The 26,550-nt window shown below is 44.4% G+C and carries 24 protein-coding genes; 4 read left to right on the top strand and 20 right to left on the bottom strand.

Translation table 11 applies throughout. From position 1 onward, the window contains the following. Nucleotides 1-615: 615 nt before the first annotated feature. Entirely contained in the window at nucleotides 616-2,043 is a 1,428-nt protein-coding gene (gene ccoG / locus NE536_RS14325) for a cytochrome c oxidase accessory protein CcoG (RefSeq protein WP_006079352.1), read from the bottom strand. Nucleotides 2,044-2,134: 91 nt separating this feature from the next. Between ccoG and NE536_RS14320 the strand changes: the two genes are divergently transcribed. The 3 genes from NE536_RS14320 (at nucleotide 2,135) to NE536_RS14310 (ending at nucleotide 3,904) form a co-directional block, all read left to right on the top strand. Continuing rightward, entirely contained in the window at nucleotides 2,135-2,485 is a 351-nt protein-coding gene (locus tag NE536_RS14320; RefSeq protein ID WP_220591558.1) for a hypothetical protein, read from the top strand. A 124-nt stretch (nucleotides 2,486-2,609) separates the two neighbouring features. Then, nucleotides 2,610-3,515, top strand: coding sequence for a 1,4-dihydroxy-2-naphthoyl-CoA synthase (locus NE536_RS14315; RefSeq protein ID WP_261273099.1), 906 nt, complete (start codon nucleotides 2,610-2,612; stop codon nucleotides 3,513-3,515). Nucleotides 3,516-3,700: 185 nt separating this feature from the next. Next, entirely contained in the window at nucleotides 3,701-3,904 is a 204-nt protein-coding gene (locus NE536_RS14310; RefSeq protein ID WP_006079349.1) for a DUF2061 domain-containing protein, read from the top strand. Between the two features lie 106 nt (nucleotides 3,905-4,010). Here NE536_RS14310 and glmS read toward each other — a convergent pair whose 3' ends face one another. From glmS to mioC, 18 genes are all read right to left on the bottom strand, one after another. Further along, a complete protein-coding gene (gene glmS / locus NE536_RS14305; protein ID WP_261273098.1) occupies nucleotides 4,011-5,840 on the bottom strand; it encodes a glutamine--fructose-6-phosphate transaminase (isomerizing) in 1,830 nt (609 codons plus the stop codon). 49 nt (nucleotides 5,841-5,889) lie between these two features. Beyond that, entirely contained in the window at nucleotides 5,890-6,660 is a 771-nt protein-coding gene (locus NE536_RS14300) for a DeoR/GlpR family DNA-binding transcription regulator (RefSeq protein ID WP_261273097.1), read from the bottom strand. A gap of 200 nt (nucleotides 6,661-6,860) precedes the next feature. Next, the gene (locus NE536_RS14295; protein WP_261273096.1) at nucleotides 6,861-8,987 is read right to left on the bottom strand and encodes a TonB-dependent receptor; all 2,127 of its coding nucleotides are present in this window, start codon (nucleotides 8,985-8,987) and stop codon (nucleotides 6,861-6,863) included. Nucleotides 8,988-9,270: 283 nt separating this feature from the next. Then, a complete protein-coding gene (glmU, locus tag NE536_RS14290) occupies nucleotides 9,271-10,653 on the bottom strand; it encodes a bifunctional UDP-N-acetylglucosamine diphosphorylase/glucosamine-1-phosphate N-acetyltransferase GlmU (RefSeq protein WP_261273095.1) in 1,383 nt (460 codons plus the stop codon). A gap of 186 nt (nucleotides 10,654-10,839) precedes the next feature. After that, complete coding sequence (locus tag NE536_RS14285) at nucleotides 10,840-11,268, bottom strand: F0F1 ATP synthase subunit epsilon (RefSeq protein ID WP_063883851.1); 429 nt, start codon at nucleotides 11,266-11,268, stop codon at nucleotides 10,840-10,842. Between the two features lie 36 nt (nucleotides 11,269-11,304). Continuing rightward, nucleotides 11,305-12,696 (bottom strand): F0F1 ATP synthase subunit beta, encoded by a 1,392-nt coding sequence (gene atpD / locus NE536_RS14280; RefSeq protein WP_106648796.1) that lies wholly within the window; start codon nucleotides 12,694-12,696, stop codon nucleotides 11,305-11,307. 35 nt (nucleotides 12,697-12,731) lie between these two features. Then, nucleotides 12,732-13,592 carry a F0F1 ATP synthase subunit gamma gene (gene atpG / locus NE536_RS14275; RefSeq protein ID WP_106648794.1) on the bottom strand — a complete coding sequence of 287 codons (861 nt, stop codon included), beginning with the start codon at nucleotides 13,590-13,592 and terminating at the stop codon, nucleotides 12,732-12,734. Nucleotides 13,593-13,642: 50 nt separating this feature from the next. Next, nucleotides 13,643-15,184, bottom strand: a complete 1,542-nt coding sequence (gene atpA, locus NE536_RS14270; protein ID WP_006083843.1) for a F0F1 ATP synthase subunit alpha — start codon at nucleotides 15,182-15,184, stop codon at nucleotides 13,643-13,645. A 14-nt stretch (nucleotides 15,185-15,198) separates the two neighbouring features. Then, entirely contained in the window at nucleotides 15,199-15,732 is a 534-nt protein-coding gene (atpH, locus tag NE536_RS14265) for a F0F1 ATP synthase subunit delta (RefSeq protein WP_006083842.1), read from the bottom strand. Nucleotides 15,733-15,747: 15 nt separating this feature from the next. Continuing rightward, the gene (atpF, locus tag NE536_RS14260; protein ID WP_259516210.1) at nucleotides 15,748-16,218 is read right to left on the bottom strand and encodes a F0F1 ATP synthase subunit B; all 471 of its coding nucleotides are present in this window, start codon (nucleotides 16,216-16,218) and stop codon (nucleotides 15,748-15,750) included. Nucleotides 16,219-16,255: 37 nt separating this feature from the next. Beyond that, entirely contained in the window at nucleotides 16,256-16,507 is a 252-nt protein-coding gene (gene atpE / locus NE536_RS14255; RefSeq protein ID WP_006083840.1) for a F0F1 ATP synthase subunit C, read from the bottom strand. 64 nt (nucleotides 16,508-16,571) lie between these two features. After that, nucleotides 16,572-17,366 (bottom strand): F0F1 ATP synthase subunit A, encoded by a 795-nt coding sequence (atpB, locus tag NE536_RS14250; RefSeq protein ID WP_107950087.1) that lies wholly within the window; start codon nucleotides 17,364-17,366, stop codon nucleotides 16,572-16,574. Nucleotides 17,367-17,378: 12 nt separating this feature from the next. Continuing rightward, nucleotides 17,379-17,762: an ATP synthase subunit I gene (locus tag NE536_RS14245; RefSeq protein ID WP_126493379.1), complete on the bottom strand. Its 384-nt coding sequence runs from the start codon at nucleotides 17,760-17,762 to the stop codon at nucleotides 17,379-17,381. 225 nt (nucleotides 17,763-17,987) lie between these two features. Next, entirely contained in the window at nucleotides 17,988-18,866 is an 879-nt protein-coding gene (locus NE536_RS14240; RefSeq protein WP_006084765.1) for a ParB/RepB/Spo0J family partition protein, read from the bottom strand. A gap of 9 nt (nucleotides 18,867-18,875) precedes the next feature. Next, entirely contained in the window at nucleotides 18,876-19,664 is a 789-nt protein-coding gene (locus NE536_RS14235) for a ParA family protein (protein WP_006083836.1), read from the bottom strand. Between the two features lie 73 nt (nucleotides 19,665-19,737). Next, nucleotides 19,738-20,358 (bottom strand): 16S rRNA (guanine(527)-N(7))-methyltransferase RsmG, encoded by a 621-nt coding sequence (gene rsmG / locus NE536_RS14230; protein WP_006083835.1) that lies wholly within the window; start codon nucleotides 20,356-20,358, stop codon nucleotides 19,738-19,740. A gap of 117 nt (nucleotides 20,359-20,475) precedes the next feature. Beyond that, on the bottom strand, nucleotides 20,476-22,365 hold the full coding sequence (gene mnmG, locus NE536_RS14225) for a tRNA uridine-5-carboxymethylaminomethyl(34) synthesis enzyme MnmG (protein WP_261273094.1): 1,890 nt from the start codon (nucleotides 22,363-22,365) through the stop codon (nucleotides 20,476-20,478). A gap of 439 nt (nucleotides 22,366-22,804) precedes the next feature. Beyond that, the gene (gene mioC / locus NE536_RS14220) at nucleotides 22,805-23,245 is read right to left on the bottom strand and encodes an FMN-binding protein MioC (RefSeq protein WP_261273093.1); all 441 of its coding nucleotides are present in this window, start codon (nucleotides 23,243-23,245) and stop codon (nucleotides 22,805-22,807) included. Nucleotides 23,246-23,495: 250 nt separating this feature from the next. Between mioC and NE536_RS14215 the strand changes: the two genes are divergently transcribed. Continuing rightward, a complete protein-coding gene (locus NE536_RS14215) occupies nucleotides 23,496-25,049 on the top strand; it encodes a POT-type proton-dependent oligopeptide transporter (protein WP_261273092.1) in 1,554 nt (517 codons plus the stop codon). 611 nt (nucleotides 25,050-25,660) lie between these two features. On the opposite strand, the gene NE536_RS14210 is transcribed toward NE536_RS14215, so the two are convergent. Beyond that, nucleotides 25,661-26,548 carry an OmpA family protein gene (locus tag NE536_RS14210; RefSeq protein ID WP_261273091.1) on the bottom strand — a complete coding sequence of 296 codons (888 nt, stop codon included), beginning with the start codon at nucleotides 26,546-26,548 and terminating at the stop codon, nucleotides 25,661-25,663. Nucleotides 26,549-26,550 lie beyond the last annotated feature (2 nt).

Below are 26,550 nucleotides of genomic sequence, written 5' to 3'. Positions count from 1 at the left end.
TTCCGTCTTACGACTTCAGCGGCTCAATGAATTCTGATTTTTTTGTTTCTCGCACTCCTTATAAAAGAAGGGCTAAAACAAACTGTACATATTGCTATGAACACTCATTGTTACATTGATTTAAATTTTTGACTGCCAACCCGAAGGTTAGCAGTTTCGATTAACTCAACACCTGTGAGTGTCCACACAGATTTCTTGTTTTATCTTGTTAAAGAGCAACTCAATATCCGTAAGAGGACCTGAGTACCACACTGAGCGCCGAACGCGTCCAGTTGGCTAGGGCTGCGTATTCTACGCATTTCCCGTTTCGCGTCAAGGAGTTTTTTCAACTTCTTGCTGCGCTTGAATTAATTGCCATTCTCAACAGAGAGTAAGCCATTCAATTCAATCTAACTCGCCAGCTTGCTTTCGCTGTCTGCCGTGTCAGTGGATGCGCATTATAGGGAGATTGAGAAAGTGCGCAAGGGCTTTTTGTAGGAAAATAACGATTAATGGTTTAGACGTTTACTTATCAAACGATACGTATAAAAAAGGGGCTAAAAAGCCCCTTTATCTCGATTAAGTCTGGCAATCTTTATGAGTCTCACTCAATTAGATCATCATAAATACTGTTATTTATGGACTGAAGAAGCGAGTTTCTTGCTCAACTTCGACTTCTTCACCGTCGATATGGGTTTTCACTTTGATCTCGATGTCAGTAACTGAACGAGAAAGCTCAACCGGATCGATGCCGACACTTATAGGTAACGTTAATACTTCACCACCCGCAATTGTGACCGAAGTTGGACCGTACCATTTATAGTGGTCCAATCCTTCGACACTCATAGTGTATTCGTGGGATTGCTCAGTCTTATTAAGAATCTTCAAGGTGAAGGTGTTTTCAATCAAACCTTGGTTATTCTCTCTATAGAGCTGGTTACGATCACGAATGATGTCCATACGCACAGGTGCTATGGTCGCACTGGAGTATATAAAGACTAATATCATCGCCATCAATACCACGCCATAACCGACAAGCTTAGGTCGCAGTACTTTTTGCTTTATACCTTCTAACTTGTTCTCAGTGGTATAGCTGATAAGCCCTTTCTCGTAACCCATACGATCCATAGTTTGGTCGCAGGCATCGATACAAGCACCGCAGTTAATGCACTCATATTGCAGACCGTTACGAATATCGATACCAGTAGGACATACCTGCACACATAAGTCACAGTCGATACAGTCGCCAAGGCCTAGCTCTTTGGGGTCATCTTTACGCGAACGCGGACCACGAGTCTCACCACGTTTAGTATCGTAACCCACGATAAAAGTATTCTTATCGAACATGGCCGCTTGGAAACGCGCATAAGGGCACATGTGGATACACATGATTTCACGCATCCAACCCGCATTGCCGTATGTAGCAAGTGTAAAGAACACGACCCAGAAGTAGATACCGCCAGAAGCATTAAGCGTAAAGACGTCGACATAAACTTCACGGCTCGGCACGAAATAGGACACAAAGGTCATCGCCGTCATCAGTGAGAGCAATAACCAAGCCGTATGTTTTGCCGTTTTACGCCAGAGTTTGTCAAAGCTCCATGGCATTTGATCTAACTTAATGCGTTTATTGCGCGCACCTTCAAGTTTTTCCTCGAACCAGATGAACATAAAGGTCCATACTGTTTGGGGGCAAGTGTATCCACACCAAACGCGGCCAAGATAGGTGGTCACAAAAAACAGCGCAAAGGCAGCTATCATAAACAACGCTGCGAGCAAGGTGAGATCCTGCGGCCAAATCGTTAAACCGAAGACGTGAAACTTTTGTTCGCCTAAGTTAAACCATACAGCTTGACGGTCGCCCCAAGGGATCCAAGGTAAAAGCAGGAAAAATAACATGGCAATCCAGCCCATACGGCGACGTAAGCTACTCCACAAACCGTCGATTGCTCGGACATAAATCCGATTACGAGGGTTAAAGCGATCCGCTTTACTCGCATCTGGCTGGTGAATCTTAATTCGATTGGTTTTCGAATAGTCCTTGTTGTTAGATTCTGAGTTCATCGTTACAGCCTTTTACTGCTTTAATATTGGACGAAAACTAGCTTATTATACCCATATTCTTAATGGTTATTCACTTATGTTGGACTAAAAGATGAAAGGTTGGCTCATATTGGCGCTACTCGCGGGTGCTTTGTATTACTTATACACAGAAACAGATAAATTAGATGCTCCTATTGCAAAGACTGAGGCTATGGTCAAAAAAATAGAGAATAAAGTTGACTCTATGACGGGAACAAAGATCATAAAAATTGACCATCAATTGGCTAAGGTAAGAACCGACATCGTTGAGCGTTTATCAACATTAGAACTCGAAGCCTTTAATCAGATACCCATGACACCCGAGTCTATTGCCGACTTTAAAGCTAATTATTGCGGCACTAGGGCGCCTGAACATCCAGTGTTCAGTAAAGATAATCAGCTTTATCTCTGTGATCACCTCTAACCATCGCGGACTCATAGGCAAACGGGATTTTGCTATATAGCGCTAAGCTTTAGGCTTTGGTGATTGACCTTATATATGATTCCGCCTAGCCTTTGAAGCATTACAGCACAAAGGCCTATAAATCATGACCCAACAAGTATCAGACATTTTTGATCCCACCTTATGGGATGAAGTCAGTGGATTTCAATTTGACGACATCACCTACCACAGAGCCAAAGCCCACGGCACAGTTCGCATTGCCATTAACCGCCCTGAGTGCCGCAACGCCTTCCGACCTAAAACCGTTGATGAGTTATTTATCGCACTCGATCATGCGCGCCAATGGTCTGATGTAGGTTGTGTACTGCTTACGGGTAACGGTCCTTCGGCAAAAGATGGTGGCTGGGCGTTCTGTTCGGGTGGCGATCAGCGTATTCGCGGCAAAGATGGCTATAAATATGAAGGCGCCGAAGAAGGTAAAGCCGATCAAGCCAGAATGGGACGGTTACATATATTAGAAGTGCAACGCTTGATCCGCTTTATGCCTAAAGTGGTCATCGCCGTTGTGCCGGGTTGGGCGGTAGGTGGCGGCCATAGCTTACACGTAGTGTGCGACTTAACCTTAGCCTCGAAAGAACATGCGATATTTAAGCAGACTGATCCCGACGTAGCGAGCTTCGACTCAGGTTATGGCAGCGCTTATCTCGCCAAGATGATAGGTCAAAAACGTGCCCGCGAAATCTTCTTCTGTGGTTTTAACTACAGCGCCGATGAAGCCTTCGACATGGGTATGGTCAATAAATCCGTTCCCCATGTAGAGCTAGAAACCGAGGCATTAATGTGGGGCAAAGAGATTAACTCTAAGTCGCCTACGGCTATGCGTATGCTTAAATACGGTTTCAACATGACTGACGATGGTATGGTCGGCCAGCAATTATTCGCCGGTGAAGCGACGCGTTTAGCCTATGCGAGCGCCGAAGCGCAGGAAGGGCGCGATGCCTTCCTCGAGAAACGCGATCAAGATTTCTCCGCCTTCCCTTGGCATTACTAGTTTATTAGCAGCGCTTTACTTTACTGCTAGCAACCCAAAGCCCTCCTGAGTGAGGGCTTTATGTTTTTTACAACGGATAAATAGATAAAACCGTTTAAACTAATCTGAAAACACGGCTTTTAATTTTAATGAGAATTGTTATCATATAGGCATTCCTGCTGGGAGCCTATTTAGAGGACAAGATCATGACTAAGACACTCACTTTTGCCGTACTGCATTTTAGCGTCGCTTTTACCGTAACCTATTTATTAACCGGCAGTGTGATCGTCGGCGGCGCAGTGGCCTTAGTTGAACCCGCGATTAACACTGTGGTGTTTTACTTCCACGACAAAGTATGGAAACGCATTGAGGCAAAAAAGCAGCACGAGCTAGATGCCATTCCAGCATAGAAAGCTAAGCCACCAGCATTTACTATTGCTGTAAGTTAAGCGTCGTTTTGTTGTGAATCTAAATAAAAACCGCCAATAAAGGCGGTTTTTATTTAAATGCTTATATTTATTCTACTGTTACAGATTTTGCTAGGTTGCGTGGTTGATCCACGTCGGTACCTTTGATCAACGCAACATGGTACGACAATAGCTGTAGCGGAATAGTGTAAATCAGCGGCGCCATAAAGATATCGCAGTGTGGCACTGGTATCACTTTCATCGTGTCATCCGACTCGAACTCGGCATCCACATCGGCAAACACATACATGAGTCCACCACGAGCACGCACTTCTTCAACATTCGATTTCAGTTTTTCGAGCAATTCATTGTTTGGCGCAACGACAATCACAGGCATATCGGCATCGATAAGCGCTAATGGGCCGTGTTTTAATTCGCCAGAGGCATAGGCCTCAGCATGAATGTAAGAAATCTCTTTCAGCTTTAACGCGCCTTCCATCGCAATCGGGTATTGATCGCCACGACCAAGAAATAATGCATGGTGTTTATCGGCAAAATCTTCCGCCAATTCAGCAATCGCAGCATCTAAGCCTAAAGCTTGTTCCACTTTAGCTGGCATAGATTGTAGGCTTTGAGTAATGTCGGCCTGCATTTGATCAGACATACCATTGTGGCGACCGATCACCGCAGTCAACATTAACAAGCCAGCAAGCTGTACAGTGAACGCTTTAGTGGATGCCACGCCAATCTCTGCGCCGGCTTTCATCATGTAAGCCATGTCAGATTCGCGAACCAGTGATGAACCAGGCGCATTACAAATCGTCAATGTGGCTTTATAACCCATTTCTTTCGCTAAGCGCATGGCCGCTAAAGTATCAGCAGTTTCACCAGATTGTGAAATCGTCACCAATAGGCTATTTGGGAATAAGTGCGACTTGCGGTAACGGAACTCAGAGGCAATTTCGACGTTACACGATACGCCAGCCCAATCTTCTAACCAGTAACGTGCCGCCATGCCCGCATGGTAGCTAGTACCACAGGCGATGATTTGCACGTGTTTGATATCTTTTAAGAACTCAGCAGCGTTATCACCAAAGGCTGTATCTAACACTTGCTTGTTGGCGATACGGCCTTCGATAGTGCGTGTCAGTGCCAATGGCTGCTCGTAAATCTCTTTCAGCATATAGTGGCGATATTCGCCTTTGTCACCGGCATCGTGGGTAATTTCAGATTCTTTGACTTCACGCTCAACGGCATTACCGTTTAAGTCGAAAATACTCACGCTGCGACGGGTCACTTCGGCCACATCACCTTCTTCTAGGAAAGCAAATGAGCGAGTGACGGGTAATAAGGCGAGTTGATCTGAAGCGACAAAGTTTTCACCTAGACCAAAACCAATCACCAATGGACTACCAGAGCGAGCCACCACCATACGTTCACTATCACGACGGTCAATAACGACTGTGCCATAGGCACCTTCGAGTTGTTTAACTGTGGCTTGTACAGCACCAAGTAGAGTGTTATGGGTTTTCAGCTCATGGTGTACTAAGTGACAAATCACTTCGGTATCGGTATCTGAGCTAAATTTATAGCCTAAACCTTTAAGCATTTCGCGCAGTTTATTGTGGTTTTCGATAATACCGTTGTGCACCACGGCAATATCACCTTCCGATAAATGCGGATGAGCATTACGCTCACTCGGCTCACCGTGAGTCGCCCAACGAGTGTGCGCGATACCGGTTCCGCCTGCTAATGGGTCAGTTTCAAGCGCAGCCGACAACTCTTGTACTTTGCCAACGCGGCGCGTGCGATTGAGTTCACCATTGTGAATAACGGCAACGCCTGCGGAGTCATATCCGCGATATTCTAAGCGGCGTAAGCCTTCTACCAGAATTTCAGCCACATCCCTTTGCGCCACGGCGCCTACGATTCCACACATAGTCTTTACCTATAAATTAAAAATGAAGTTGTTTAGCTTTTTTCGCTCACTATTGAGCGTAGGGCGCTAGCATGACTCGCACGCCCTGATCTGAAATTTGTTTTAGCGCACACTTGTCGATACGATCGTCGGTGACCAACACACTGACTTTAGCCCACGGCAACTCTAAGTTAGGGATCCGCTTGCCGATTTTGTCTGAATCCACCATAACGATCACTTCGCGGGACACTTCGGCCATGACTTTGCTTAGGCCAGTTAACTCGTTAAAGGTAGTGGTGCCGCGTTCAAGATCGATACCATCGGCACCGATAAACAGTTGATCGAAGTTATATGAGCGCAACACTTGCTCGGCGACTTGGCCTTGAAAGGATTCAGAATGCGGGTCCCAAGTACCACCGGTCATCAATAAGGTTGGCTCGTTTTCAAGTTCATGGATGGCATTGGCAAGGTGCAATGCATTCGTCATGACCACCAGCCCACGCTTATCGTTCAGCTGTTCAATCAAGCCAGAAGTCGTAGTGCCGCTATCGATAATGATGCGATTGTGATCTTTGATCAGCTGCGCTGCGGTTTTCGCAATAGACAGCTTATTAGGCGCGATTTTGGCAGAAAACTGTTGGGTCACTTCGTCAGGAATCGCCACGGCGCCACCGTAACGGCGCAGCAGCAGGCCAGTTTTCTCAAGCGCAGCCAGATCTTTTCGAATAGTCACTTCTGAAGTTTCAAAACGTAACGACAGTTCATCAACACTCACTTCACCCTGTTCGTTCAATATGGTGATTATGCTGTGGCGACGCTGCTGTGTGTTTCGTTTGTTCATAAAACCTTTCAGGTAAGTTTCGATTCGAAAGATGCATTATAGTGAAACGAAACTTTTTTGCTAGTATTCGAAACACTGTTTCGCATGTTGCGGCGTATTTTTTATCGTTCTGTAATAGTGAACTTAAACATCAGCCAATAAAAAAAGCCGCTTATCCTTTAAGGACAAGCGGCTTTAAATGAATTTAAAACCTAATAAATTTAAAACTTAGCTTCGACGGCAACACTAAAGTTACGATCTTGGCCAATAGTCACCATCTTATCGCTGCCACCATCTAAATATTCAGTATCGAATAGGTTTCTGACATTGGCACGAAGGCTCACATCTTTACCCATGATATCCATAGTGTAGGCTGCACCTATATCGAAGCGCACATAGCTGTCTTTACTGATGGTATTATTGGTATCGGCAAAACGCTCACCCACATAAATAGCACCAAAGTTCATCGCAAAGTTATCGGTCACTTCATAACGAGTCCAAATATTTGCCGACCATTCAGGGGCATCGATTGGTGTTTTACCTTCACGAATATCACCAGTTTGATACTCAGCATCTAAGTACATCATAGATGATGTCACAAACCAGCTATCACCAAGTTTGCCCTGTGCTCCCACCTCAAAACCACGGTGTTTTTGCTCACCGCCTTGGGTGGTGATTGAAGTGTATTTTCCATCTTCACTTCGTGGGTCACTTGATGTAAGTAGCTCAGTTACTGAGATATTCTCCAGCGTGATATCAAATACTGCAGCAGTTAATAGCAAGCTGTCATCAAACAGTTCCCACTTAGTACCGACTTCATATTGAATGCCATATTCTGGTTTTAGGTTAGTATCATGATTAACATTTAAAGGGTCGGTAATACCAGCTTGTGGTGTAAAGCTCTTAGAGTAGTTAACATAAACACTACCGTTATCCGCTGGTGAGTAGATCACCCCAAATTTAGGCGATACGGCATAGCTGTTTTCACCAAGTCCATCTTTTTTCTGTTCGTCATAACGAACCCCAGCGAGCAATTTCCATTGTTCGTTAATGGTTATCAAGTCTTGCAGATAGAAACCGTAGTACTTGTATTCACTTTCATATTTAGTGGTATCTCGATGATAATCTAAATCGGGTTTTACTATAGGCTGGCCAGGAACAACTGTAATAGTGCCTTTAGTCGCATCATCAACGTATCTATCAATATACTGACCATAATAATAATCTAGGTAATTGGCGCCAATTAACAACTGATGCTCCATACCTGCTAATGCAAATTCACCGGTGAAATCGGCATAAGCGGTTTTATGCTGCCAATCGTCGTAACGATCAAATGGCTTGATGCTATAGCCTTTGGTGAATGGGTCTTCTGTATATTGCGGCGCAGAATCAAAACGTTGGCGATTAAACTGCTGCTCGTTATAACCCGCTTTGACTTTCCAGTTGTCACTCATATGCCAAGTCAGATCGGCACCTAAGTTTGACACTGTATTGTCAGTAAAGGCCCAAGGCGCATCCCAAACGGTTTTACGTTCGCCAATGACATTACCTTGTTTATCTAACCACCCACCCGCATCGATACCTGCTTTATCTTGGGTATGGTCGTATTTAACCGACAGTAACAAATCGTCGCTTAGGTCAAATTCCATATTGAGATAACCTAACCAGCGATCGCGCTCTTGGTTCTCATCATTAGCGGAATACTCACGCCAGTATTTTGTATCTTGCTTCACTAACACACCGCGATAACGAATACTTTGTGCTTCGTTTAAACTGCCACCCGCATCGAGCTGTGCACGGGTAGAACCGTAGCCATCGGTATCAAAACCTAAGTTAAGCATTGAATCATAGGTTGGTTTCTTAGTGACCATATTCACTAAACCACCAGGGCCAGATTGACCATACAACATGCTCGAAGGGCCTTTTAACACTTCAACTTGCTGCAGGGTTTCGATGGGTTGTACGTAATGGGACCATTGCTGATGGCCATTGATGAGATAACCATTACCAGAATCTAACTCGAAGCCACGGATGCTAAAAACTTGGCGGTTCCAGCGTGTCGTTCCTGCCGTCACGCTCGAATCGTTAACTAACACTTCAGCGAGGTTAGTCGCCAGCTGTTCGTCCGTGACAAAATCGGGGATCACATTAACTGATTGTGGGGTATCCATTAAGTCAATATCACCGCGCATGGCGCCTGATGCTGTACCCACTTTATAATCGTTAAAAGTGCGGCCAGTAACATTAATGCGCTCGATATTTGCGTCGCTAGCCACCTCTGCCAACACTGGCATAGCCATTAATGCCGAACCTACGGCCAAACCTAAAACTGAATATTTAAATACCATTGCCAACACCTCAATTAGACCTTTCGTCTTAGAATTGCAGGCAATATAAATGAGAAGTGTTTTTATTTAATCTTCTTTACACGAATTTACAATTAGCTGTGATATAAATCTAAATCTGTTTAAAACCAATAGATTGCAATTACCACAACATGATTAAATCAACCTTAATTATGTGGCTTTTATTGTTTTTCATCTGAATTAAACGAATCGAATTTCCAACAATCTGACTAAATATAAAAGCGGCACATGGCCGCTTTATAGATAATGAGTTGAGTTAAATAAACTACTTTTTAATTTTGACTGGACGTTGCCAACCCGTCAGGTGCTTTTGTTTAACACGGGTAATAACTAACTCATTTTCACCCACATCGCGGGTAATGGTTGAGCCAGCGCCTAAGGTTGCGCCTTTACCAATAGTGACAGGTGCCACCAGCTGAGTGTCCGAGCCAACAAAAACATTATCCTCGATAACGGTAAGATGCTTATTCGCGCCATCATAATTACAAGTAATAGTGCCAGCGCCAATATTAACGCCATCACCTATAACGGCATCGCCTAAATAGGCTAAGTGTCCAGCCTTAGAACCCACGCCTATGACTGCTTTCTTCACTTCAACAAAGTTACCTATGTGCGCATCTTGCTTAAGCTCTGCGCCAGGACGTAAGCGAGCAAATGGACCAGCACTGGCAGCAACGCCAAGCTTAGCGCCTTCGATAATAGAGTAAGGTTTGATCTCAGCGTTATCGGCAATCTCACAATCGATTAAAATCGCGCCAGCGCCAATAGTGACATTATTACCTAAGGTCACTTTGCCTTCGAATATCACGTTGATATCGATCATCACATCCATACCGACGGTGACGTCACCACGGATATCGATACGGCTTGGATCGCGCAGGTTCGCTCCCGCCAACATCAGTTTTTCGGCTTCACGGGCTTGATAAGAGCGTTCAAGTTGCGCCAGTTGCACGCGGTTATTGGCGCCTTCCACTTCAATCGCAGATTGTGGTTGGGCAGTATCAATAGCAACACCATCAGCGTGCGCCATGGCAATAATATCCGTTAGATAATATTCGCCTTGGGCATTGTTGTTGGATAAACGGCTCAACCAAGCTTTAAGTTGTTTACCTGGAACGGCCATGATGCCGGTATTGATTTCGTTGATCAGTAGCTGCTCTGCTGTAGCATCTTTCTGCTCAATAATACCAACGACTTTACCTTGTTTTTGACCTTCACAAGGAGTACGGACGATACGGCCATAACCCATAGGATTGGCTAAATTCACCGTTAAGATAGCCACACCATTTTCAGGGCGAGCAGCGAGTAAGGCTTCAAGAGTTGATTGTTGTATAAGCGGCACATCGCCATAAAGAATGAGCACAGTATCATTGTCAGCAATATGCGGGCTCGCTTGCGCAACCGCATGACCCGTACCTAATTGCTCAGCTTGCAATACCCAGTTGAGTTGTTGCTCACCTAAGCTGGCTTGTAGCTTGTCAGCACCATAACCGTAGACTAACTGAATCGCGTCACTACCCACTTTATGGGCGGTATCGATGACATGTTGCACCATGCTCTTGTGGGCGATGGGATGTAATACCTTAGGAAGATCAGAACGCATCCGTGTTCCCTTGCCAGCCGCTAAGATCACTACATTTAATGCCATTGCCATATCCTTGAACAAATACCCAAGAGGGTGAAAAACTGAGGTCGTATTAGTGGCGCAATTTTAACGGAAAGCACATCGAAAAGCGAAGCGGATAGTGATAAGAAGAAATCAAATACACGCTTACCCAAATGACACCCACAAAAAAGGCGACCCTATGGTCGCCTTTTTTCACAAACAATAACCTTATCTGGCAATGTTTTTCTTGATGGTTTCAACAACACGTAATTGAGCCATAGCCTTAGCTAACTCAACCATAGCCGCGTCATAATTGAAGTCAGCGCCAGCAGTTGCCATATGGGCTTCTGCACGACGCTTAGCTTCTAATGCCGCTTGCTCATCAATATCTTTGGCACGCATAACCACATCAGCCAATACGGAGACAGAAGAAGGTTGCACTTCCAGAATACCACCTGAAAGGTAAAACACTTCTTCACTGCCGTCTTGCTTGACGATGCGCGCCATGCCAGGTTTGATATAACTCAGCAAAGGAGCATGGCCATGCATTATGCCTAACTCACCTTCAGAACCAGTCACTTGTAGACTCGCTACACGACCAGAGAAGATGTTGCTCTCTGCACTTACTATATCAAGATGTACTGTCATGGCTGCCATCCCGTTCTCCTTAAAAAACTAAGTATGACTACTTAGTTATTTCTTTTTGTTCGCTTTCTCGATGACTTCATCGATTGAGCCAACCATGTAGAACGCTTGTTCTGGCAGGTGATCAAACTCACCGCTCAAAATACCCTTAAAGCCACGGATAGTGTCTTTCAGAGAAACGTACTTACCAGGAGATCCAGTAAAGACTTCTGCTACGAAGAAAGGCTGAGACAAGAAACGCTCAATCTTACGAGCACGGAATACAGTTGTTTTGTCTTCATCAGACAATTCGTCCATACCCAGAATCGCAATAATGTCTTTCAGCTCTTTGTAACGTTGCAGTACAGTTTGCACGCCGTTAGCAACGTCATAATGCTCTTGGCCAACAACCAAAGGATCTAATTGACGTGAAGTCGAATCCAATGGGTCAACTGCTGGATAAATACCCAGAGAAGCAATTTGACGTGACAGTACAACAGTCGCATCTAAGTGAGCGAAGGTTGTTGCTGGTGACGGATCGGTCAAGTCATCCGCAGGTACGTATACCGCTTGTACAGAGGTAATAGAACCCGTCTTAGTTGAAGTGATACGCTCTTGCAGAACGCCCATCTCTTCAGCCAATGTTGGTTGATAACCTACCGCAGAAGGCATACGACCTAACAATGCAGATACTTCAGTACCGGCTAAGGTATAACGGTAGATGTTGTCAACGAACAACAGTACGTCACGACCTTCGTCACGGAACTTCTCTGCCATAGTCAGACCAGACAGTGCAACGCGCAAACGGTTACCTGGAGGCTCGTTCATCTGACCATAAACCATGGCCACTTTGTCGAGAACGCCAGAATCTTTCATCTCGTAGTAGAAGTCGTTACCTTCACGAGTACGTTCACCTACACCGGCGAATACAGAAAGACCCGAGTGGGCTTTAGCGATGTTGTTAATCAGTTCCATCATGTTAACTGTTTTACCAACACCCGCACCACCGAACAAACCAACTTTACCGCCCTTAGCGAATGGACAAACAAGGTCGATAACCTTGATACCCGTCTCTAATAGTTCAGTAGAGCTTGATTGATCTTCGTATGAAGGAGCTGTACGGTGAATTTCATAACGCTCTTCTTCACCGATTGGACCCGCTTCATCAATAGGCTCGCCTAATACGTTCATGATACGGCCAAGAGTGGCGGCACCAACAGGAACAGTAATAGGTGAACCTGAGTTTACTACTTCAAGCCCACGACGCAGACCGTCTGAAGAACCCATAGCGATGGTACGAACTACACCACCACCTAGCTGTTGCTGAACTTCCAGCACCAGACCATTACAGGAACCTTCACCTACGATCTTCAGAGCGTCATATACTTGAGGTACGGCATCTTGTGGAAACTCTACGTCCACAACCGCGCCAATCACTTGGACAACAGTACCTGTGCTCATGATTAATCCTCTAAAACTTGTATTCGTTACCTAACCTAAACCGCAGAGGCACCAGAAACAATTTCCGACAGTTCCTGCGTAATCGCAGCCTGACGGGCCTTGTTATAGACCAATTGCAAGTCGTTAATCAGCTCACCAGCGTTGTCAGTTGCCGACTTCATCGCCACCATACGGGCAGCTTGTTCAGAGGCAATGTTTTCAACAACACCTTGGTAAACCTGAGATTCTACATAACGAACCAATAAGGTATCCAAAAGTGCTTTTGGATCTGGCTCGTAGATATAATCCCAACGATGAGCAATTTCATCATCTTCTGATTTAGGCAAAGGTAGCAGCTGCTCGATCACAGGAGTCTGCGTCATAGTATTCACAAATTTGTTAAATACCACGTACAGACGATCCAGCTTGCCTTCGTTGTAAGCTTCTAGCATGACACCGACTGTCCCGATCAAGTCAGCGAGCTTTGGAGCATCGCCTAAACCTGAAGCGTGAGCAGACACTTGTCCACCGAAGCTTTTGAAAAACTGCACACTACGTGCGCCAATTGGGCAAAATTCAAATTCTGCACCTTGGGCTTTCCAGCTTTTCACGTCTGCGACAACCTTCTTGAAAAGGTTAACGTTCAGACCACCACAAAGGCCACGGTCGGTTGCTACAACAATGTAACCAACCCGCTTAGCCTCTCTCACCTCCAAATAGGGGTGTTTATACTCGAGAGAACCTTGCGCTACGTGACCGATCACCTTACGCATGCTTTCCGCATATGGACGGCTCGCAGCCATGCGTTCCTGCGCTCTGCGCATTTTGCTGGCTGCCACCATTTCCATGGCGGACGTGATCTTCTGAGTGTTTTTCACACTCGCGATCTTGGTTTTAATCTCTTTAGCGCCGGCCATCTCTACTCTCCAATCTGGACCTGAGGTGTCTTAAGACACCTCTATCATTGTTACCAGGTTTGGGTTGCTACGAACTTGTCGAGGCCAGCTTTTAATTCAGCTTCGATATCAGCGCTATAATCGCCAGTATCATTGATAAGCTTCATTAAAGGAGCATGCTCGCTGTTCATGAACGAGAGCAGAGCGGCTTCGAAATTACCGACCTTGTTCAGCTCAACACTCTTCAGGTAACCTTTTTCAGCTGAGAAAATAGACACAGCTTGAGCGGCTACGCTCATTGGAGCATATTGCTTTTGCTTCATCAGTTCGGTAACACGCACACCATGCTCAAGTTGAGCACGTGTTGCATCGTCAAGATCAGATGCAAATTGCGAGAACGCAGCAAGCTCACGATACTGTGCTAGTGCGGTACGAATACCACCAGACAGTTTCTTGATGATCTTAGTCTGAGCCGCACCACCAACACGAGAAACAGAAATACCTGGGTTAACCGCTGGACGTAGGCCAGAGTTAAACAGATCGGTCTCAAGGAAGATCTGACCATCGGTAATAGAAATTACGTTGGTCGGTACGAATGCAGAAACGTCACCCGCTTGCGTTTCAATAATTGGCAACGCGGTTAAAGAACCAGTTTTGCCAGTTACTGCACCTTTAGTGAACTTCTCTACATAAATCGCGTTAACGCGTGATGCACGCTCTAGTAAACGTGAGTGTAGATAGAATACGTCACCTGGGTAAGCTTCACGGCCTGGTGGACGCTTGAGCAGTAACGAAATCTGACGATAAGCAACTGCTTGCTTAGACAAATCATCGTATACGATCAAAGAATCTTCACCGCGGTCACGGAAGTATTCACCCATAGAACAACCAGAATATGGCGCTAAGTATTGCAGAGCAGCAGCTTCAGAAGCAGTTGCAACAACAACGATAGTGTTAGCCAAAGCACCGTGTTCTTCTAGCTTGCGCACTACGTTAGCGATAGTAGAAGCCTTTTGGCCAATCGCAACGTACACACATTTAATGCCAGAATTTTTCTGGTTGATGATTGCGTCGATCGCCATCGCTGTTTTACCAGTTTGACGGTCGCCAATGATCAATTCACGTTGACCACGACCGATAGGGATCATGGCATCAACGGCTTTGTAACCAGTTTGAACTGGTTGATCAACAGACTGACGTTCAATAACACCTGGTGCGATAACTTCAATTGGCGAGTAACCATCGTTATCGATAGGTCCTTTTCCGTCAATTGGCTCACCTAGTGTGTTAACAACGCGGCCAAGAAGACCGCGGCCAACTGGAACTTCCAGAATACGGCCAGTCGTTTTCACTTTTACGCCTTCTGCTAAATCAGCATAAGGACCCATTACTACGGCACCGACAGAATCACGTTCAAGGTTCAACGCGATTGCAAAACGGTTACCAGGCAGTTCGATCATCTCACCTTGCATCACGTCGGCTAGGCCGTGGATGCGGATGATGCCGTCACTTACCGCAACGATAGTACCTTCGTTACGAGATTCGCTAACGACTTCGAACTGCTCGATCCGCTGCTTAATCAGATCGCTGATTTCAGTGGAATTCAGTTGCATGCTCAAACTCCCAATTACGACTGCAGCTTATCAGACAGACGCGATAATTTACCGCGGACCGAGCCATCGATGACTAGGTCTCCTGTCTTAATGATTACACCGGCGATGAGCGCGGCGTCAGTGCTGCAATTCAGCTTAACTTTGCGTGCGAGACGTTTCTCTAAAGAAATACTAATCTGCTGTTGTTGTTCAGAGCTCAGCTCAGTTGCAGAAACCACATCGGCTTCCACTTCTTTTGCCCACTCATTACGGTATTCAGTAAATAACTGAGATACAGCAGGTAGTACCTTTAAGCGACCGTTTTCAGCCATTACCTTTATCAGGTTCTGACCTTGCACATTGACTTGCTCACCACACACACTAATAAAGAGTGCTGCGAGCTTAGTGCTGGCTAAAGAGCCAGCTAACAGTGGTTGCATGGTTTCGTTTTCACTCACCAATGCGGCAAACGTAAGCATTTCTGCCCATGAATCCACTGCATCTTGTTCAATAGCAAAGTCAAAAGCTGCCTTTGCGTAAGGGCGAGCGATGGTGGTTAATTCAGCCATAACTCAACTCCCTTATCAAATTTCAGCGACTAGTTTATTAACTATGTCACTGTGGGCGGCTGGATCAATAGAACGCTCAAGGATCTTCTCAGCACCCATGATGGCAAGAGTAGCAACCTGCTTACGCAGATCCTCTTTGACGCGATTACGTTCAGCTTCAATTTCTGCTTTACCCTGAGCGATGATTTTAGCACGCTCAGCGTCTGCTTCGGTTTTGGCTTCTTCAACTATTTGAGCTTTACGCTTGTTAGCTTGCTCAATAATTTCATTAGCCGTTACCTTGGCTTCTTTTAGTTGGTCAGTCGCTTTCGCTTGTGCCAACTCCAGGTCTTTTACCGCACGATCAGCATCAGCTAGACCGTCAGCAATCCTTTTTTGGCGCTCTTCGATGGCATTCATCAAAGGGGGCCATACAAACTTCATGCAAAACCACACGAAGATCATAAAGGCGACCGTCTGACCGATTAGGGTAGCGTTGAAATTCACAACAGCCTCCTATTTAGAGTTAAGACAGAAGCGTTTTTTACAGCATTGCACCCAGTGGGTTGGTAAACAGCATGAATAATGCGATACCAACACCGATCATAGTTACGGCGTCAAGAAGACCCGCTACGATGAACATTTTAACTTGTAGCATAGGAGCCATTTCTGGTTGACGCGCAGCGCCTTCCAAGAACTTGCCGCCTAATAAGCCGAAACCGATTGCAGTACCAAGAGCACCCATACCAATCAGCAGAGCAACAGCGATAGCTGTCATGCCTAAAATCGTTTCCATCTGTATCTCCAGTATCTAAATCTATATTAGTTGATGATTTAGTTTAAAATTTCTTCAGCAATCCTTAATGATCTTCATGCGCCATGCTTAAATAAACAATGGTCAACATCATGAAGATAAACGCTTGCAGTGTGATAACCAAAATGTGGAATATTAACCAACCCAGTTGCAGAGTCACACCTAGGGTAGATAATAACAAGTTGGTACCATACATCAGCGCAATAAGGATGAAGATCAACTCACCTGCGTACAAGTTACCAAAGAGTCGCAATGCCAATGAAATTGGCTTAGCTATCAAAGTAACTGTCTCTAATAGGAGGTTGACGGGTATCATTGCCTTATGGTTAAAGGGCTGTAGTGTCAGTTCTTTAACAAACCCAGACACACCTTTGACCTTAATGCTGTAGAAAATAATCAGCACGAACACACCAATAGCTAAGCTAAAGGTAATGTTAACGTCAGTCGTCGGAACCGCTTTAAGATATGGAATACCCATTAAACTTGCTGCGTGAGGCAGCCAATCTACCGGGATCATATCCATGAAGTTCATCATGAATACCCATACAAAAATGGTCAGAGCTAAAGGTGCGATCAGAGCATTGCGACCATGAAAACTTTCTTTCACGCTGTTATTTACGAACTCAACGATCATCTCAACAAAACATTGCAGTTTGCCAGGAACACCGGAAGTCGCTTTTTTACCAACGCTGCGGAAAATCCACAGGAACAGAACACCAAGACCAACCGAAAAGAACAACGAATCAATGTGCCATGTCCAAAAGCCTTCACCAACACTTAAGTTGGTAAGGTGATGTTGGATATAGCCCTGCGGTGTTAACGCTTCACCAGTTGCAGCCATGATTCATCCCACTTAACTTTGCTTGAAGTATAAAGGAGCTGTCCAATGCACGATTAGCGTCAGCACATAACAAACAAAAAGCGGCATAAAAGCGACCTTAATATTGATAAATACAAACGAAAACATTGCGATGGTTAACAGCAACTTTACCGCTTCCCCCCAGTAAAAAGTCTTTATGACTTTTGCAGCTGAACTTGCTCCCGTGTGGGAGAAAGCGAGGGTTGCGAATACAAAATTAGGGAGCACAGCGATTGAACCACCTGCTAACGCAGAATAGCCAAACTGAACTCCCCACACGGCGAAAAAGAGAATTGAAGCACCCCCAGCGACCGCCGCCTGCATCATCACCAATTTATAGGCTGACCACCGGCCACGACGCGCTAAAACCTTACTCAATTCATCCTCTCCGCATTCATACTTTTTGTTTCGATGACCGGATGACAAATACCCGTATTTATGTCGATGCACAAAAAGCTTGCGAAAGTATACCTTTTCACGCCTTCATTGCAACTTTGAGATAAGGAAAAACAACACTTTTAACGTGATCTAGCGCCAAACGAGTTAAAATGTAAGATTAGCATCTGTCACAAATTTACATTAAAAACTGTTAATCTACAGACATTAATGAATTTTACTAAGAATTCCGTCTAATTCAGCCAGATTCTGATAGTTAATTACAATTTTACCTGTGCCCTTACTGCTATGAGCGATAGAAACCTTGGCACCTAATCTTTCAATTAACTGCTGCTCTAAACGACAAACATCTTGATCTTTAGTCGTAGTTTCGGCTTGTTTAGGCGGATTTAAGGTTTGATTAATTAATCGTTCAGTTTCGCGAACGGTTAATTCCTTAGCGGCCACTAATCTCGCAAGATTTGTTTGTTCTTCTCCCTCAATTGCTAACAAAGCGCGAGCATGACCCATATCGATGTCGCCATACTCGAGTAGACGTTTTACTGGCTCATTTAAGCCGTTTAAACGTAACAAGTTAGATACACTCGCTCTGGATTTTCCCACAACATCGGCAACCTGTTGGTGAGTCAGTTCAAATTCTTGCATTAAACGTTGTAATGCTATGGCTTCTTCCATGGCATTTAAATCTTCACGCTGGATGTTTTCAATCAAAGCGATAGCAACGGCGGCCTCATCGGGTACTTGTTTGACTATGCAGGGAATTTTATTTAAGCCAGCAAGTTGAGAAGCACGCCAGCGACGTTCGCCCGCAATGATCTCATACATGTCGTTTGCCACTTGTCTCACAACGATGGGCTGAATAATGCCTTGATTGCGGATAGAGTGCGCCAGTTCTTCCAACGCTTCGGGAGACATGTCTTTACGAGGTTGATACTTACCCGGTTGTAATAAGTCTAAATCGAGATGGATAAGCTCTTCTTTTTTATCGACAACATTAGCTTCGTCAGTGTGTTTTTTACTGGCGGCATGGCTGTTACTCAGTAGGGCATCTAACCCTTTGCCTAATCCTCTTTTCTTTAACGTCATGGTGATCCTTTACGCTTGCTTAGCCTGAGTTTGTTGTTCTGAACGACGGATCATTTCACCCGCAAGCGCGAGATACGCCTTAGCGCCGGCACTCGATTTATCGTAATACATAGCAGGCGCACCAAAACTTGGCGCCTCAGCCAGCCTCACATTACGTGGGATCACAGTACGATATACCTTGTCACCAAAATGCTGTTTTAGCTGATCGGACACATCATTAGACAAACGATTACGCGGATCGTACATAGTGCGTAAAATGCCTTCAATGCCAAGCCCAGGGTTAACCATAGCGGCAAGCTTAGTGATGGTATCAATCAGCGCCGTTAAGCCTTCTAGGGCATAGTATTCGCACTGCATAGGCACGAGCACAGAGTCGGCCGCTGACATAGCGTTCACCGTCAACATGTTCAATGAAGGAGGGCAGTCGATAAAGATATAATCATATTGATCTTTTATCGGTGCGAGCGCGTTACGCAAACGGATTTCACGCGCAAAAAACTCCATCAGTTTGATCTCTGCCGCTGTGACATCGCCGTTACTGGCGATCAGATCATACTTACCCGCAGTGTTTTTAATGACGATCTCGTCGAAGGTTTTTTCTTCGACCAATAATTCGTAGGCCGTATTTTCGACCTCGTATTTATCGACACCACTACCCATAGTGGCATTACCTTGGGGATCGAGATCGATCAATAATACTTTACGTTTTGTTGCTGCTAACGAAGCGGCGAGGTTAACGCAAGTAGTTGTTTTTCCTACGCCACCTTTCTGGTTAGCCACGGCAATCACTTTACCCACAATATCACCCTGTATGTAAATGCTGGTTTATTGCCCTTACCTAAAAATGATTTACTCATCACTTTCAAGCCTGTTATTCTTTGATTATTTTCAATAAATGTCTTTGTTCATCGAGTTTAGGCACCTTAAGTTCGATGACTTCTTTCACTGCAAATCCACTTGGAATATGTTGCATTTCTTCATCATTTAACTGGCCTTTAAGCGCATAAAACTGCCCATGTTCGGCGGGTAAATGATGGCACCAAGTGAGCATATCTTGGATTGAAGCAAATGCACGACTTAATACGCCGTCAAATTTTTGCTCTGGTTGATAAGCTTCTACGCGGCTTTCAACCGAACTGATGTTATGTATGCCTAGTTCAAAGGACACTTGTTTTTGAAAACGAATGCGTTTACCTAAGCTGTCCAATAACACAAATTGTTTATCGGGATTCATAATCGCTAACGGGATCCCAGGTAAACCAGGTCCTGTGCCTACATCGATAAAACGTTCACCTTGTAGATGTTTTGAAACCACTAAGCTGTCCATGATATGGCGGATCAACATGGCTTCGGGATCTCTCACCGATGTCAGGTTATAGGCTTTATTCCATTTGTTGAGCATGCCAACAAAATCAATTAGTTGTTTTTTTTGCTCGGCGGTTGCGGGCAAATTAATTTCGGCTAAATAAGCCTCTAACTGGGCAGATAACACGGAGCAACCTCAACAAAGATACGATTATGAACGCGAAGGCTATTATGAAGCCCGAAAACGATGAAGGGAAGCCTGAATGCTTCCCTTCTATGACCTAAGCAGCGATTAAGCTAGCTTTTACGCACTCTTACGTAATAAGCCACGCTTTTTAAGGTGAACCAACAAAATTGAAATAGCCGCAGGGGTAATACCAGAGATCCGTGATGCTTGACCTATGGTTTCAGGTTTGTGGTTATTTAACTTTGCAATCACTTCGTTCGACAAGCCCGGTACTTCTTTGTAATCGAGCGTCAAAGGTAAGCCTGTGTTCTCATTACGCACGGCTTTGTTGATCTCTTCCTGTTGACGTTGAATGTAGCCAGAGTACTTCACTTGGATCTGAACTTGCTCAGCCGCTTGTGGATCTTCAAGTCCAGGACCAAAACCTTCAATTTGCATTAACTTGCTGTAATCCATTTCTGGACGACGCAGTAACTCTTCAAATGACGCTTCACGCGAGATCGGCGTATTCAAATGTGGATTCAACGCATGGATCAAAGGTGAATTTGGATGCACCCATTGGCCACGCAGTCTTTGCAGTTCAAGTTCAATGGATTCTAACTTCTGACTAAATGCCGCCCAGCGAGTGTCATCGACTAAACCAAGTTCGCGACCTTTGGCCGTTAAGCGAATGTCGGCGTTATCTTCACGGAGTAATAAGCGATATTCGGCACGGCTAGTAAACATGCGGTACGGTTCTTTGGTACCTAGAGTCGACAGATCATCAACCAGCACCCCAAGATACGCTTCATCACGGCGTGGACACCAAGCTTCTTTGCCTTGCACTTGCAAAGACGCATTCATGCCCGCTAATAAACCTTGAGCACCGGCTTCTTCATAACCTGTAGTACCGTTTATTTGGCCAGCGAAGAATAACCCGTTGATCGTTTTGGTTTCTAGTGAGTTTTTCAGATCCCTTGGATCGAAATAATCATATTCGATCGCATAACCTGGACGCACTATTTCGGCGTTTTCCATACCTTGGATCGAACGCACTAAATTTAACTGTACATCGAAAGGCAAACTAGTTGAAATCCCGTTAGGGTAGATCTCATTGGTATTTAAGCCTTCAGGTTCGATGAAGATCTGATGCGAAGATTTGTCCGCAAAGCGGTGGATCTTGTCTTCAATCGATGGGCAGTAACGTGGGCCTATACCCTCGATTACGCCAGAATACATTGGACTTCTATCTAAACCACCACGAATAATTTCATGGGTTTTCTCATTGGTATGAGTAATCCAGCAAGAAATTTGCTTTGGATGGTGACTGACATCGCCCATAAACGACATCACAGGCAATGGAGAATCGCCTTTCTGTTCAGCCATTTGAGAAAAATCAATCGTGTTTGCATCGATACGTGGTGGGGTACCCGTTTTTAAACGGCCTACACGGATCGGTAATTCACGTAAACGATTGGCTAAAGTAATGGCTGGTGGATCGCCTGCACGGCCACCGCTGTAGTTCTCTAATCCTATGTGGATTTTGCCGCTTAAGAATGTACCAGTTGTTAATACAACGGCTGGAGATTCAAAAGCTAATCCCATTTGAGTTACTACGCCAACAACTTGATGATTTTCAACAATTAAGTCATCAACGGCTTGTTGGAAAATACGTAAATTAGGTTGGTTTTGTAATATGTTTTGGATCTTTTGACGATACAAGGCACGGTCAGCTTGTGCACGTGTTGCTCGTACGGCTGGGCCTTTGCTTGAATTCAAGGTTCTAAATTGGATCCCTGCATAATCGGTTGCGATCGCCATTGCACCACCTAAGGCGTCAATTTCTTTCACTAGGTGGCCTTTGCCTATGCCACCGATCGCTGGATTACATGACATTTGTCCTAACGTATCGATATTGTGCGTTAGTAATAATGTTTTTGATCCCATTCTTGCTGCAGCCAACGCGGCTTCAGTTCCGGCATGACCACCACCAACAACAATAACATCAAACCGTTCATGAAAATGCATGCCACTACCTTCAATTGCTAAGAGACTCAGTACGAGCCGAGTATTTTAGCATTTGCTTTGCGCTAGGTGAATGATCATTTTACCTTGATCGATCGAGATGATCCGGACTAATAGATCTTAAGATCTTTATATAGATCTTCTTATTATGTTTACTATTAAGATCGCATTTTTCTGTGTATAACCCAAATTAAGTATATAAATCATTAATTAGCGCGATCTTGATCCTGTGATCTGATCGCGATCTAACGCCATTAAACATGGGGATAGATCGCCTACTTATCCACAAGGCGGATCATTAAGCAGATCGGAGTGTGAATAGTACAGAGGTTGATCAGATCTAAATAATACCTTATCCACATGTTTATACTTTAAATAAGTAAATTGTGGATAAATAGGATCTAAACTGTACATAGATCTCGACCTTATCCAATAAGCGATCTTAAATATCCTGTTGCCATTGTGCTAACCATGCAAGCGCTGGGTCTTCTGGCACAGGATCAAGCTGTACATCGATCTGGATCTTATCCACAAAGGCTTTTGCATCGCAGTCTTGAATCGCTGAAATGAGTTTTTCAGGGCCTTGGCAAAAGGTGTCATAACTTGAGTCGCCAATTGCACATAAGGCAAAGTTCACTTGGCTGAGATCTGGTTTTTGTTCGGTAATTTCGTTGAAAAAGGGCTGGATATTATCTGGAAGATCACCCGCGCCGTGGGTAGATGACACGATAATCCATAGTGCATGGGTGTCGATTTCGCACAGTGTTGGGGTTAAATGCACTTGAACTTGGTGCCCTTGATCCGTTAATTGCGCCATCATTTCGTCAGCAACATACTCTGCACTGCCCAATGTTGTGCCAACTATTACTTCAATCTTTGCCATTATGATTTCTCAGTGTGTTGTTGTTTTTAAAACAAATTTCAATTAAATAGATAGCTCAATGGCTATTATTATGTTCATCATAAAGGAAATGTGGATCGGACCACAGAAGCAATACGTGATTTTTGCAGTTTTTGCATCCTTTATATAATGTTGGTTTGGCTTACATGTTACCTTTAGCTTCTTGATACAAAATTAATATATTTACCAATTTAATTTCATTTTAAATCAAATAATTATAATAGGATGTTCTATGACAACACCCGTAAATGCGCCCCAGTGGCCACGGCAAATTCCTTACATCATCGCCAGTGAAGCTTGTGAACGTTTTAGCTTTTACGGTATGCGGAATATTCTTACCCCATTCTTGATGACAGCACTTTTGTTGTCTATTCCAGAAGAACTACGTGGAACTATGGCTAAGGATGTGTTCCATTCCTTTGTCATTGGAGTGTACTTTTTCCCATTACTCGGTGGTTGGATTGCTGATCGTTTTTTCGGTAAATACAATACTATCTTATGGTTAAGCTTAATTTACTGTGTTGGTCATGCGTTTCTCGCTATTTTTGAACACAGCATTCAAGGGTTTTATACGGGATTATTTTTAATTGCGCTCGGATCGGGTGGGATTAAGCCCTTGGTTTCTTCCTTTATGGGAGATCAATTTGATCAAACCAATAAAACATTGGCGCAGAAAGCGTTTGATCTGTTTTATTTTACGATTAATTTTGGCTCCTTCTTTGCCTCGTTATCTATGCCATTACTATTGAAATATTATGGTGCTGCGGTCGCATTTGGGATCCCTGGTGTCTTGATGTTTATTGCAACTGTGTTCTTCTGGTTAGGTCGCAAACGTTATGTGCATATGCCACCCGAGCCGAAAAATCCTCATGGTTTTTTACCCGTTATTCGTACCGCATTGCTCACTAAAATCGCTGGTCAAGCCAACATAGGTTTAGTGTTAGCTTTAGTTGGGATCATTTCTGCAGCGTATGCCTTAGTCAATATTCCAACCTTAGGTTTCGTTGCTGGTTTGTGCTGTGCGTTAGTGCTTGTGATGGGATTTGTTGGCGCAGGGGCTTCATTGCAACTCGAACGGGCTAGGGTGATCCATCCGGATATCGCCGTTGATGGGGTGCGTTCAGTACTACGGATCTTAATCTTATTTGCGTTAGTGACTCCCTTTTGGTCTTTGTTCGATCAGAAAGCGTCCACTTGGATATTGCAAGCCAATGACATGTCAAAACCGGCATGGTTTGAACCTGCCATGATGCAAGCGTTAAACCCATTATTAGTTATGTTACTGATCCCATTTAATAACTTTGTGTTATATCCGGCGATTGAGCGCATGGGGATAAAGTTAACTGCTTTGCGTAAAATGGGGGCAGGGATTGCCATCACGGGAGTGAGTTGGATAGTCGTTGGTAGCATTCAATTGGTGATGGATGGCGGCTCAGCATTATCAATATTTTGGCAGATTGTGCCCTATGCTTTGCTCACCTTTGGTGAAGTATTAGTTTCAGCCACAGGGCTAGAGTTTGCCTACAGTCAAGCGCCTAAAGCTATGAAAGGCACTATCATGAGTTTTTGGACCTTATCTGTGACTGTCGGTAACTTATGGGTGTTATTGGCGAACGTCAGTGTGAAAAGCCCAGCGGTGACCGAACAAATTGCCCAGACAGGGATCAGCATTACCGCATTTCAGATGTTTTTTTTCGCAGGTTTTGCCATCTTGGCTGCATTGATATTTGCGCTTTATGCAAGGTCCTATCAAATGCAAGATCATTACCGCCACGTCGAATCATGAAGATGGATGGAAATATTCGGTTGTAGATAAAAAATCAGCCCATATTGTATGGGCTGATTTATATGGAACTAATAGGTTAGTTATTTCCCGATACAGAAACTAAAAATGTAAAACGATTCAAAGTGTTAGAAGAATATTGGCGAACATGTGGAGTGCAACTCATTTGTCGGGTTTTGTCATGGAACTATCTATTCTAGGGGATTCTCAACATTTTTAAAGTGAGATATCTGGGAAAGTGCGAAAATATTAGGCCTGCTCGTCCTTGTTTTAAGGTCAAGCATCACCTGTTCGCTGCAGGGCTTAAAAGCTTCGAGCAGCGTTTGGTCGTCCATGTATTCAAATACAGAGCAGTCAGCGAGATAAGCATCTTATCGCCGAGACACTCCAACATTGGAAACTGAGAATAAACGTGGGCTCCGGACCAAAACAGCCTTAGATATCCTTAAGTCAAAACAGGCAGAAGAAAGCCGCTTTGAGGATTTGATTCATTTAACACACTCCATGTACTACGTGGGTGCGCTAATTACAAGTAATTGATATTAAAGCTAAAAGAATACTCTGGAAATAGAATTCATCTCAAGGTTATATAGAATCAACGACGCCCGTTACATTTACAGCCTGACAGGTATCAGTTCAACTCGTCTATTTGCCGCCCGGCCACCAAAGGAATTATTGCTTTTGAGTGGATGAGCTTCACCTACCCCCTGCACATCAACTATTTCAGTAGGGATGTCATACTGATCGACCAGCAGCTTTGCCAAACTGTGGGCTCGCGCTTCGGACAATATGAGATTTGACGCTTCATCCCCCTGACTATCAGCAAACCCGGTGATTTTATATTTGCCTGTGCTGTCACGTTGAATGACTTCTGCAATACTGGCGACCTGATGTTTTTGCGTCTCTGTTAACTCAGCAGAGTTTACGTCGAAATTAAGCGTTAACGCTTTATTCGGCGCGCTCTTTATGGGGGCCTCCGTCTCGATAACTTCCATCACCAGACGAGGTTGGGAGTCAATATCTGTTACGTGACCAACAATATATGAGGCCGACAGATTGTTATTCATTTTACTGGCAACAATTACCTGCTGACTATTATCAACACCGTCGATAAAGCGGGATAATGAAGCTCGCCAACCTATTAAGTCTCCACAGGATATTTCCTGACAACGGTAGCGAATCGCATAACCCCTTTGATTCAACAAATCCTCAAGCAATTGCGCTACGTTAAATGCTGAATATTGTCGACTGAAGTCAAATATCCGCACTTTTGCTTGACCGTTAATCCGCACGGCCTTCTCAGGGTAATATCCTTCAGTACGTTCGCTGTTTTCCTGATGGGCAAATGTAAGAGGCCCAAGAGGAACCTCTCTATTGATCAGAACTTTACTTTCGTTGCTGAACAGCTCTGCCCCTTTAAACCGATATTCGCTGAGTGATGCTGCTTGTGTGGCAAATGCGCTACCTAAGAGAAACAAACCCAAAAGCGATTTGATGTTCATAA

It is taken from the genome of Shewanella septentrionalis (genome assembly GCF_025370265.1).
GTDB classification, from domain to species: Bacteria; Pseudomonadota; Gammaproteobacteria; order Enterobacterales; family Shewanellaceae; genus Shewanella; species Shewanella hafniensis.
The sequence above is the reverse complement of the archived record's forward strand: the minus strand, read 5'-3'. Positions and strand labels throughout refer to the sequence as shown.